The sequence below is a fragment of the Paenibacillus sp. FSL K6-4396 genome (assembly GCF_038002525.1).
Taxonomy (GTDB): domain Bacteria; phylum Bacillota; class Bacilli; order Paenibacillales; family Paenibacillaceae; genus Paenibacillus; species Paenibacillus amylolyticus_B.
The window spans coordinates 5850170-5863037 of sequence record NZ_JBBOCR010000001.1; the positions used below are offsets into that span (position 1 = coordinate 5850170).

Annotated in this window: 7 protein-coding genes; all 7 read right to left on the reverse strand. The window is 47.6% G+C overall.

All coding sequences use genetic code 11. The features are described from left to right. Positions 1-93: 93 nt before the first annotated feature. Complete coding sequence (locus MHB85_RS25600) at positions 94-3309, reverse strand: alpha-mannosidase (RefSeq protein ID WP_105601270.1); 3216 nt, start codon at positions 3307-3309, stop codon at positions 94-96. A gap of 4 nt (positions 3310-3313) precedes the next feature. Then, complete coding sequence (locus MHB85_RS25605; RefSeq protein WP_105601272.1) at positions 3314-5668, reverse strand: glycoside hydrolase family 3 N-terminal domain-containing protein; 2355 nt, start codon at positions 5666-5668, stop codon at positions 3314-3316. Positions 5669-5704: 36 nt separating this feature from the next. Continuing rightward, entirely contained in the window at positions 5705-6625 is a 921-nt protein-coding gene (locus MHB85_RS25610; RefSeq protein ID WP_105601273.1) for a carbohydrate ABC transporter permease, read from the reverse strand. Positions 6626-6648: 23 nt separating this feature from the next. Next, the gene (locus MHB85_RS25615) at positions 6649-7578 is read right to left on the reverse strand and encodes an ABC transporter permease (RefSeq protein ID WP_091020840.1); all 930 of its coding nucleotides are present in this window, start codon (positions 7576-7578) and stop codon (positions 6649-6651) included. A 77-nt stretch (positions 7579-7655) separates the two neighbouring features. Beyond that, positions 7656-9128, reverse strand: a complete 1473-nt coding sequence (locus MHB85_RS25620) for an ABC transporter substrate-binding protein (RefSeq protein ID WP_091020839.1) — start codon at positions 9126-9128, stop codon at positions 7656-7658. Between the two features lie 281 nt (positions 9129-9409). Continuing rightward, positions 9410-10924, reverse strand: coding sequence for a response regulator transcription factor (locus tag MHB85_RS25625; protein ID WP_105601275.1), 1515 nt, complete (start codon positions 10922-10924; stop codon positions 9410-9412). Between the two features lies 1 nt (position 10925). Then, complete coding sequence (locus tag MHB85_RS25630) at positions 10926-12755, reverse strand: sensor histidine kinase (protein WP_105601276.1); 1830 nt, start codon at positions 12753-12755, stop codon at positions 10926-10928. Between the last annotated feature and the right edge of the window lie 113 nt (positions 12756-12868).

Here is a 12868-nt window from a genome sequence, read left to right on the forward strand (position 1 = left end):
AACGCTTCGCTTCTTCGAATTCTTTCTGTCCTCTCCGTTTATCGTGTAAATTTTTAGTTGAACATGTATAGCTCAAAAATATTTCAAAAAGGTTTACCGCAGTAGCACGGTTTGTATTTGGTAGGGTTTAAAAGATAGTGTAATCTGGCCGTTCGTGTGGGCCAGTGGTTTGATTGGTTCTTCCAGTGCGTTGGAATGGTACGCTTGCTCGAACGCATGTGGCCATTGCAATGTGATGTTTTCGCGTTTGCCTGAGGATTCATAGAAACGCAGCACGGTGCCGTGTCCATCCTCTGCCAGTTTGACGGTATCCAGAATGACATGCTGGCTTTCGAAGTTAATCCATGAGCCAGTTGCTGGACGTGAGTGAGCAACAGTTACTGTTGCATCTGCGGTTGGATATACTCCAGCCCCTGCGCTTTGTTGTGATTGATCCCTCTGCTGCACCTGTTCCATCGATTGCACTTGTTGTGGCTGTTGTATTTGCTCTACTTGTTGAACGACCACTTCCGTGTTCAATTCAGCTGCCTGACGTACGGTGTGTGCTGTCCTCCAGTCTCCGTCATGCGGATACAGGGAATAGGTGAATTCATGTTCTCCCAGATCGGCGGTGCGATCAGGCCATTTTGGGGCACGCAACAAGGACAAACGAATCGTGCTTCCTTGCACGTCATACCCGTACTTGCAGTCGTTGAGCAAACTCACGCCGTATCCATATTCGGATACATCTGCGAAGCGATGTCCGCAGACCTCATACTGGGCTTGTTCCCAGCTTGTGTTGCGATGTGTTGGACGTTCCAGTGTGCCAAACGGAATCTCGAATGTGGCCTTGGAAGTCACCACATCAATCGGGAAACCAACTTTCAGAAGTTTGTGATTCTCGTTCCAGTTCACCTGTGTTTGGAAGTCAATTCGCCGTAAGTCATGATAAAAGACGATATCTTGTGTAATCACCGATTGATGTAGCTTCCACCGGAAGCGCAGGACATCTTTCGTTGTACCCGCCAGCACCAGCTTTTTCTCCAACAGTTCCACTTCGCCAGCAATCTGTTCCTCATAACGACTGTCGATATCCCATGCATCCCAGAGCGTTGGGCGATCGTGGAAGAAGTGAAGTTGATTGCCACGTTCACCCGGCTTCAACATCTCACGCTCTGCGGTTTTATCCCACAAACGGGTGATCTCCCCACGTTCATTGAACTGCACATGATAAAAGGCAGTATCCCATGTATCATTAAAGGTTGGTTGTGCGGCAAGGGTGGTCATTTCCCGTACATTCGTTTCCCTTGTGTTTTCCGGTACCAGCCAAATCGTCTTATATCCAAACGCCGGAATGTCTGTCACGAGAATAGACATACTTCCATCCTCCCGATCCATCCGCAAGCGCTGGCCTTCTTCATCGATGCCGTAGCGATCCAAGCTATCCTGCACAGCCAATTGAACAACTGCACTGCGTTTCCAGCCCAGGCTGTTGAATACAACATAGGCTAATGAACCTTCCGGTCCCTCTGTGTTGATACCCGTTGTCAATGCTGTAACACCCTGGGTCAATCCGTTCTTACCTAATTCAAATACCTGTACATATTCCTCATTCGAAGTGACGTAGGATTCCGTAATCGCCGATCCCGGTATAATATCGTGGAATTGATTCAGCAAAATCAATTTCCAGCCGTCATGCAGTGCTGAACGCACTTCAGCTTCGGTATTCGCCTCCATATCTGGCAGAGCGAGTGTATTCCACAATTCAGCTTCACGATATAGAACTTCCGCTTTCCGGTTGTTGCGCTTATTACGCGCATGGGTCGTGTAGGTTCCCCGATGTAACTCCAGATACAGATCGCCATGCCACTTCGGAAGTACAGGTTGCTCCTTTTCAATTCCGGCAAAGAAAGCTCCAGCTGTGCTATAACGGCTCGCAGGCTGACCTACCATCAGGTCTGCGCGATCCACATACTCCAGCATCTCGCGTGTTACGCCACCGCCGCCATCTCCGTGTCCGTATAGAAGCATATGCTCCGGATGCGCTGCTTTCTCACGGTAGGACTGCCAGTGATCATGAATGTCCTTCGGCAACGTATGCTCGTTAACACCATGATTGAGGTAAGACAGAATGGGTGTTCCATCAATGCCCACCCAGTGGAAGAGATCATATGGAAACACATTTGTGTCATTCCATCCGAGCTTTGTTGTCATGAAATATTCCACATTGCCATGCTTCAAAATCTGCGGCAGGGAAGCACAGTACCCGAATGTATCCGGCAGCCATTCAATCTGTGATGTCTTGCCAAACTCCTCCATATAGAAACGCTGACCATATAACATCTGGCGAATCAGGGACTCCCCGCTCGGGATGTTCAGATCCGGCTCAACCCACATGCCGCCCACCAGCTCCCAGCGACCTTCTACAATCCGCTGCTTCACCCGCGCGTACAGTTCAGGGTCATGCTCTTTCAAAAATGTATATAACAAGGGTTGGCTCTGCGAATACACATAGTCAGGATATTCATTCATGAGTGCATCCACGGTGGAGAAGGTACGGCTAGTCTTACGTACGGTCTCGCGCACAGGCCACAGCCAGGCAATATCAATATGGGATTGTCCCACCATATGCTCCAGACCTTCCGCGTTTCCGCCAATCTCACGCACATGATGCTTCAGATTATTCTCAATCTGACGAATACCCTCTCCCTGCTCAATCTCTTCTGCTGACATGCCTACAAATTGATCCATCGCACGATACACCAGTTCTAACAGGCGAACCCGCCGAAAGTCACTTTCCGGTAGCAACACAGCCGAATCACGCACAATAATGACGGTATACATCAGACTACGAACCGCTTCATTTGGTCTCACCAGCAGGCTCGTAATGGATGTGATCGGCGGCTGAATAACCGCCTGTTGATTCAAGGGGTCCACAGGTTCAGGTACCGGATCAAACATCTCAATCTCAAGTTCCGGAGCGTTTCCGACTTTGGATGGATCAAGCGTGACGTAGGTATGATTGCGGTCAAGGCCCTGATAAGAGTGACCATTTACCCGAAGCAAACCTTCTCCGCCTGTCTCAAATACAAGCCCATAAGGTGCTTGCTGCCATGTAGCAGGAATCTCCAAACGTGTTCTAAAAAAATAAGTCGTTCCCTGTTTGCTCGGAAAACGCTCAAAATCTTGCCCTTCGGGGTACTCACCATGATCCTCATACTGTCCTGGCACATTATAATAAGCGCGGGTAATGTCCCAGCTACGCAGCTGTAATTGCTCCAGCCACTGATGTTCGGACAACTCGCGAATAAATCGTCTGATACGTTCCAACGTCTTACGCCTCCCTTACGGTCAGTTCGGCCATTTGCGTATCGTTAACGCAGCTGCCGATATGGATATGGAATTGTCCCGGTTCAACGACAGGTTTCAAATCACGACCAATATACTGCAGTTGCTCGGCTCCGATTCGGAATTCCACGGTCTGTGTCTCTCCAGGCTCCAAGTTAACTTTTGCAAACCCCTTCAGTTCCTTGGCGGGACGAGTCAGTGAGCTGACCACGTCAGAGATATACATTTGTACAACTTCTGCACCTGCATAACGGCCGGTGTTGGCCACATTCACCGATACCTTAACTGAATCATCAGTTGTCATGGACGAAGAACTCAGCTTCGGTTCGCTGTACTCATATGTGGTATAACTCAGTCCGTATCCAAATGCATAACGTGGCTCCAAATCCTCTTCGAGGTAACGCTTGCCTCGGGAACGTTTGCCGTTATAATAGATCGGTAATTGGCCGACATGCTTTGGAATGGAGATCGTCAATTTGCCTGACGGATTCACATCACCGAATAGAATATCTGCAATGGCACGACCGCCCTCTTGACCCGGATACCACGCCTCCAGAATTGCATCGGCATGTTCATCGACCCAAGGTTCAGTGATCGGACGACCATTAATGTAAACAACGACAAGTTTCTTGCCGAGCTTGTGAATTTCCTGAATAAGTTCCAACTGTACTCCGGCAAGACCCAACGTCATCCGGTCGATGCCTTCGCCACACTCCATATCGTTCCATGAGTTATCCGAGACATTGGAAGCGCCCGTTTTCAGATCGATCGTTCCTTCTCCAAAGTCACGTGCACTGGAGCCGCCAACCACCATAATGACCGTATCCGCCTGGCTGGCAATTTCGATGGCACGCTCAAATCCTTCTTTTGAATCACCTTTAATCCGACAGCCCGGTGCATAAAGAATCTGATCTGTACTGCTGTCACCAGTCAAAGGACCAACAGAACTCTTCTCCGTTTGCCCATTCACATGATTAGCCAGCTTACTGCGAATCCCATCCAGTACCGTTGCCACTTTGGACTTCGGTTGCGGAGATGTGTAATCGCCCAGTTGATTGTAAGCTTGGTCTGCATTAGGACCAATAACGGCAATCTGTCCCACATCTGCTATCGATAGAGGTAACGTGTCAGCCTCATTTTTGAGAAGTACAACCCCTTCCGCCGCCAACTGCCGTGCCAGTTGAACATGCGCTTCACTGCCAATCACTTCCGCTGCCCGATCGGCATTCACATAAGGCTGTTCGAATAAACCCAGTCTGAACTTCAACGCCAGCACGCGAGAGACAGCCTGATCCAGAACCTGCACATCAAGCTTGCCTTCTGCCACCGCCTGCACCAGATATTGCCCAAACATCTCACCGGACATTTCCATATCGATGCCTGCCTCAATCGCCTTCACCGATGCTTCCAGTCCATTCGCCGCGACATCATGACCACTTGCCAGCATGTTGATCGCACCACAATCTGTAATGACCAGACCGTCAAAGCCCCAATCCTTACGCAAAACATCTTCCAGCAATTCTGTATTCACGGTGCAAGGCGTGCCATCAATTTCGTTGTAAGCTGGCATGATCGACGCAGCGCCAGCTTCCACCGCTTTACGGAATGGATACAGATCCACTTCCAGCAGTTCACGCCAGCCCATATGTACAGGCCCTGCATTACGTCCACCTTCCGAGCTGCCATAACCAACAAAGTGTTTCAGTGTTGCCGCTACTGTATCTCTACCGTCAAGACTTCCACCCTGAAGTCCTTCTACGGAAGCAACTGCCAGCTCTCCAATGAGAAACGGATCTTCACCAAAACATTCCTCGGTACGTCCCCAGCGCGGATCACGCACAACGTCCAGTACCGGAGAGTAGGTGACCGCACCGCCTTGAGCACGTGTCTCCCGCGCTACTGCCTGACACATCTCCCGATACAGATCCACATTCCAGGTGCTCCCCAACAAGAGGGGAACGGGATAGACCGTTCCGTCAATGGCCATATGACCATGCGAGCACTCCTCCCCAATCAGAATGGGAATCCCCAGTCTGGAATGTTCTATCACATAACGTTGAATCAGATTGACCGCCTCAGCGCCTTCTCTGGCCGATAGTCCATTTTCCAGCGTGACGCCAGTCCATGGATCTGCCCGAAGCGCACCGTAAAGCGAACCGATGCCCCCATTTTCCACTTGCTGCTTAAAGGATTCATTTAACGTGATGTTCCCTTGATCATTCGTATATGTCTGCCAGCCAAATGGCTGCGTAAGTTGACCTACCTTTTCTTCCGTAGTCATCAGGCTAAGCAGGTGCTGTACCCGCTCCTCTACGGATTTGCTTTGGTCTTTGTAAGTCATCAATCTGCATCTCTCCAATCCTATAACGTGATCCGGTTATTCTTTGACCGCACCCACCGTCAGACCCTGTACGAAATAACGCTGGAAGAACGGATAAGCGAATATAATTGGCAACGTAGCAAGCACAACCATCGCCATTCGGGACGTATCCTGCGGAATGGACTGCATGGCTGCCAGACTCATCGAACTGTTAGCAGAGTTCTGCTGGATAAACTGGATACTCGACTCAATCCGCATTAACATGGATTGCAGCGGTACCAGATTCGGATTATCGATGTATAATAGCGCATTGAACCAATCATTCCAGTAACCGAGTGTACTGAACAACCCGATGGTTGCCAGTCCCGGCAAGGAGAGTGGAATCACGATTTTCATAAAGGTATAGAACTCACCGGCACCATCGATCTTCGCCGATTCAATGACTGCATCCGGCACACTGGTGGAGTAGAATGTGCGCAGGATCATAATATAGAAGGCATTCATCGCCAGCGGCAGAATCAGTGCCCATAACGTATCTTTCAATCCAAGCAGCTGGGATACAACCATATAGGTTGGAATCATCCCGCCGTTAAACAACATGGTCAGAATCGCAAAGATGGAGAAAAATTTCCGATATCTGAAGCTCTTGCGAGAAATCGCATACGCATACAGCGACATGAGAATCAAACTGATAATGGTACCGAGTACCGTCACCAGAATGGTAACTCCATACGCACGCAGCAGCGTGTCCCCACTCTGCCAGACAAACTGATATGCCGCGAGACTCCATTCTGCCGGAATCAGACGATACCCATCACGGGCCAGTGCTTTCTCGTCTGTAAACGAGATAATAACTACAAATATAAAAGGAAATACACAGATCAGAGCGAATAGACCGGCGATGATGTTCATGATCACGTTCCATCCGCTGGATACGTGGTGGAAGTCGCGTTTTTTAACAAGCCCTGCTTGAGCCATGGTGGTTCACTCCTTTCCCTGTTCTAGAATAGGCTACTGTCTTTATCTACTTTGCGCACAACATAGTTGGAGATGATAACGAGAACAAAGCCTACGACGGATTGATACAATCCCGCAGCTGTACTCATGCCAATCTCACCACTCGTTTTCAAACCACGATATACATACGTATCAATAACATTCGTAACGGAATAGAGCGTACCTGAGTCCCTTGGCACCTGATAGAAGAGTCCAAAGTCGGCATAGAAAATGCGGCCTACGGCCAGCAAAGTCATAATCGTGATGATGGGCGACAGTAACGGAATCGTAATGTTACGAATCTGCTGCCATTTGCTTGCTCCATCAATCATGGCTGCTTCATACAGCGATTTATCAATCCCCAGAATGGAAGCCAGATAGACAACGCTGCTATAACCGATGGTTTTCCATAACGCTACGAATACCAGAATATACGGCCAATATTTTGCCTCGGAGTACCATTGAATCGGTTCCACCCCGAACCAGCCAATAATCTGATTCAACATCCCGCGGTCCATGCTCAAGAAGCTGAATGCGAAGTAACCAACGATAACCCAGGATAGAAAATACGGCAGAAACATACCGGTTTGATACAGTTTGGCGAGTCGTTTATTCACTAGTTCCGAGAGCAGGATTGCCAATGCTACAGAGAATACCAGTCCCAGGAAGATAATCGCGATGTTATAAAAGAGGGTGTTGCGTGTAATGAGCCATGCGTCACTTGTGCTGAACAGGAATTTGAAATTGTCCCAGCCAACCCATTCACTCTTCATCAGACTTGCCCAGAACCCTTCACGGCTGAAGCGATATTCCTTAAAGGCAGCCACTGTACCCACAAGAGGCAAGTAGGAGAAGAAGAAGAACCAGATGGCGCCTGGCAGCACCATGAGCAGCATGACCCGGTTTCTAAGCAGGTTTTTCAAAAATGTAGTCATTGTGGAGTTCCTCCTTCAGGCTTGAATGAAAAAGGACCGGACGCGATAAGCAGCCGCCCGATCCTTACGATGTACTGTTACTTGTTCTCTGCTCTCCAGGCATCCAGCTGGCTTTGGGCTTCAGCCATTACTTTCTCCAGTCCGGCTTGATTGAACTTCTCAATCACTTGATCCAGATTGGCTGCCGGGTCCAGTGTACCTGTCATCAGTGCTGCCCAGTATTGCTCTTTCACGTTCTGTACCGCTGTCAGTTCGGACGATACATTGCTTGCATCAAAGTTAAAGCTGAGGATCGGGGAATTGACACCTTCAGCGTTAAACTTCTTGAACTCATCCCATTTGTTATCCGGGTCATTGCTGTTCAGATAGAGCAGCATGTTGTTCCCAAGGGAGTATGAAGGCATATCGTAGTTTTTCGATTCAGGCAGATTTTCCATATGTGTGTCATCCACTTTTTTGTAGTGTGTGCCCTCAATGCCGGAGTCCACCATATTACGCAGCACAGGATCTGTATTCAGCAGGTTCAGGAATTCCATTGCTTTCTCCGGATATTCCGAGTTGGCCGAGATGGCCATGATGGAACCTTGTACAGATGTATTCGTTATAATTGCTTCACTTGCAGGTGTTGAAACGACTTGATAACCGTAACTTGCAGACCATTGATTGTCCGCGAGCGGCTGAGTCTGTGCACGGTCCAGGAACCAGTTGCCCGATGTTGTCAGGTCGTTCGTTGAACCTGTTGTTGCCGCTTCTGCTGATACATAACCAGCCTTGTAGTATTTGTGCATCGTGGTAAGTGCTTCTTTCATTTCAGGTGTTTCCAGTATGTTTACAAGCTTATAGTCTGTTGTATCCAGCTTGATTGCCATTGGCAGATTCTGAATGACATAGTCATAAGGCACGTAAGGAACATAGTTTTTATCCATGGCGAATGGTGTTACACTCGCCTCGTTTTCCTTAATTGTTTTGAGCAGAGGCTCCAGACTATCTAACGTACGAACGCCAGAGATGTCCAACTTGTATTTATCAACCAGCATTTGGTTAAAGCGCCATACCTCTTGTTGTGGCAACTCTTTGTTGGCTGGAATTCCGTAATTGTGTCCATCTACCTTCGAACCGCTGAGGAATGCAGGATCAATGGTCTTGGTAAGATCCTGACCGTATTCATTAAGCAGGTCATCCAGTTCAAGGAATGCACCTTTTCTGGCATTTTGTACATAATCGAATCCACCGGAAGAGGTGAACAGAATGTCCATTGGCTCACCGGATGCTACGTTAACCTGCATCTTCTGCGGGTAGTCACCCCAGTCAACCATCTTCATCGTTACCGTGGCATTAATTTTCTCTTTGGTATACTTGCTCACTTCTTCCATCACTTTGTTGACGTCTTTCTGAGGGGTACCGATGGTATACCAGATCAACTCTACCGCGTCATCTCCAGCTCCCCCGGATTCTGAAGCATCTTTGCTTCCTCCACAGGCACTAAGAACAAGTGTAACGGCCATTAACAATGCAAGAACGAGTGAGAAGCGTTTTCTTTGTTTACTCATTTCTTTGATCCTCCCTTTTCGTGTTCCCTTAGGCTCTACTTACTAACTGCTTTAACCTTATCGAATGAAAGCATTTACAAAAAGAAGATAAACTTAAGTTTTCGAGGTACAAATTAAAGAGAAATCGTCCTTGGGCATCTATTTTGTACCTATTTAAATAAATCGCTTACATGAAAGAGACATGCCGGGTAACGTATGCCATGATTTTCATCCATGCCATTCCTGTTCCCGATATGTCTCTTGGCTCTCTGTCCGCATGGTTGGATCTACTCGTCACCGAATTAACCAAACACCTTGTAATCAGTCGGTGAAATCCCCACATATTTGCGGAACTGTTTATAGAAATATCCCGTCTCCCAATACCCCACATTTCGGGCGATCTCATGTACCTTCAGATTGGAATTGCGCAGTTGCTCCTTCGCACGTTCAATCCGGTATTTGTTGATATATTCGGCAAACGTCTCTCCGGTCTCCTTATGGAACAATTGTCCCAAATACACCGGATGCAGATGATAGTGGGCACCCAGCAGTTTCAGAGAAAGCTCTTCTGCGTAGTGTTTGTCGATATGCTGAAGCACCTGGTTTACAATCGGATTTTTCAAATCCTGCAATAGGGATTGGATCGTCTGAGACCCAACCTGCTGAAGTGCCCGCACGAGTTCATCAAAAGTGCCACTGTCCAGGACAAGTTGAAGCCCTTGTTGGTATATCGCAGACTCATCAGAGTGTTTGATGCTCTCCAGTTCCATCTTGAAGCGAATCACCACTTCCAGTGCGGTATTCTGTAACTCCCCAGGTGTAAGCCCATCGCGATGCTGTTCAAAATCCATACGAATCCGGTCGGCAAGTTGTTCTGTATTGCGGGACAGAATGAGTTTGGCATACTCCCTCCATTCAATGAAAAAGGTTGCGTTTGAATTTCCGCACCTTTCCAGCATGGCATGGTCGATGACTTTAAGGTCGGGATAAATCATCACATACTGGAGTGCTTTTTTGGCCTCCGAATAACTGGTCGGCGCATGGTACAGTCCCTTCATCAATCTGCCTGCTCCAATGCGTGCCCCCGGATGGGTTACGGTTATCTCATCAGATAATGCCTGCAAGCCATCCATCAACTTCTGTTCCTCGTCACTCGTACCCTGAATATTGGCAATAATGACGATGTCTCCATCGATATCATGAAATACGTTCAGATGTCGTCTGTCTCTGAGCATCTCTTCTACGCGTTCAAACATGCCGGATACTTGCCCTTTGTCACGCAGAATGGCCACAGCAACGTCTGGTGCATCCAACGAAAGGTCCATAAACTGGGCACGTTCTTCAAATTCGGTAGCTGCAATCTGTCCTGTAAGCCATCGATGAAGAATGTTATCTTTCAGAATCTGAATGCCATAAGCATCATCGGCTTGAGGTGATACCGTATGATCCAGTTTGGACGCGGTGTTGCTCAGCGTAGATTCCAATTCCTCCACATTAATCGGTTTAAGCAGATAATTTTCGATCCCCAGCTGCATGCCTTCCTTCAGATATTCGAACTCATTGAAACCACTGAGGATAATGACCTTAAGCTCAGGTTGTACTCGCCTTGCTTCCCGAATCAGATCGAGACCATTCATGAGTGGCATGGATATATCCGTAATCAGAATGTCCACAGGCTGAGAAGAGAGCGCTTGTAACGCTGCTTGCCCATTGCCCGCATGACTCACAATTTCCATTCCAAACGAAGACCAGTCCACAATATCGTATAACCCTTCAATGATGAATGGCTCATCGTCCACAATAAACACCTTGTACATATTACACACCTGTCCCTTCTGTATGTGGATAACGCACCCTGATCCGTGTTCCTTCTCCGAGGGTGCTCTCTATGGTGATACCGAACTCTGGCCCATACAGGAAGCGCAATCGACTATGGACACTGCGCAGCCCAAACATCTGACCAGATTCTTCAGGACGTTCCAGTTCTTCAAGGATTTCCGTCAGGCGTGCCGGTTCAATGCCTTTGCCATTATCTTTAACTTCCACTTGCACCACATCATCTGTCTCTTCTACAACAATCGATAATCGGTTATCCGAACGTTCTGTCTGAATGCCGTGTACGACATAATTCTCAATGATGGGTTGCAGCGAAAGTTTGACCACAGGATGTTGATAATATGCAGCATCGATCTGGATCGTATATATGAAAATATCCTTATAGCGGATTCGGAATAACTCCAGATACAAGCGACAAGCTTCCATCTCGTCCTTCAACGTATAATTTTTCTTCTGCTGTACCAGGCTCTTGAACAATACGGATAGACTATAGATCATCTCGCCAACATCTCTCGCCCCTTGGGATATCGCCCTCATCCGAATCACTTCAAGCGTATTGTAGAGAAAATGAGGGTTGATGCGCGCCTGTAATGCGACCAGCTCGGTCTCCTTCTGTTTGATCTCGGCTTTGTAGACTCGTTCAATATAGAGATTTAGCTCGTCCAACATATCGTTGAAGCTATGTGAGATCTGCCCCAGTTCATCATCACGCGGATCGTCGATGCGAGCCGTGAAGTTGCCGTATTTCACTTTTTGGGTGAAGCGAATAATTCGACGGGTTCGTTTGGCAAAGTTAATAATGAAAAATGCCGGAACCAGCACGGCAAATAAAATACAGACGATACTGATCGAGATGATGGTATTGCGAATGCCCGCATAGGTTTCAGCCATCTCTTCTACCGGAACGGTACCCATGACCACATAACCCTGATCCGCGGAGACAAACTTGTTCACATACATGTTCTGCTCCTTTTTCATCGAATCCATATCCGTCTGATCAAACAGGGAATCGGCCACATTCACGTAAGGGTACTTTTTCCCGTAATACTGATTGTTGGAGTCGAACAAGACTGTTCCTTTGGCCGATAACACCACGATTTCTCCCTTGAGATTACTCTCGTAGTTGTCCAGCGCGTTACCGATTCCTTCTGAGTCAAAGAAGACAAGAAATTGGCCCAGATTCCGTAGAGTCTGTGTATTGTTAATCGGTACGCGGATGGAGTAGAGCGCAGGGTCCCATTGATTAATCTCTTTGCGTATCCAGTAGTTAGGTGCACTGATATTGGGCGTTTCCATCGCCATCACGTCCGGAATATAGGAATGAGCTACATTGGCGTCCAGCTTGCGGAACTGCTTGTGTTGATTAAAGGTAGACAGATCCTGCTGTTCGGCGCTATACAACATGAGTTGGTTAATCTGCGAATTGCGATCCATAATGTTCTGAAAATGTTTCAACACATCGGCCGAATAGTCATCCTGATTGGCGTAATATCCATTTGTCATATGCTGAACATATTCAGCGTACGAATGATTCATCAGGTAAGTAATGTTGGCGGACAGCGCCTCATTCTGATGCATATCCCTCACCATGTTTTGCACCGATTCATACTGCTGATGAATGTACCGATCCACATGTTCCATCGCCGCTTTCTGGATCGCCAGTTCCCGGCGAATCGTGGAGTCGGACACCGACAGGAAGATGATATAAGACAATGTAATGATCGTGACAATCGATATCATCGAGAAGATCAGGAGCATTTTCATAAACATATTATTTTTGAAGAAATTATTGTAAACGCTAACAATTTTCAAATCGCATGTTCCCTCCGATGCTGTTTTCCTAACTTGAATTATATCATTAGGCTTCTGACATTAACTTGTCACCTGCAACTTTTCTTTAGTTTATATCTGTGTTTCTTTAATTT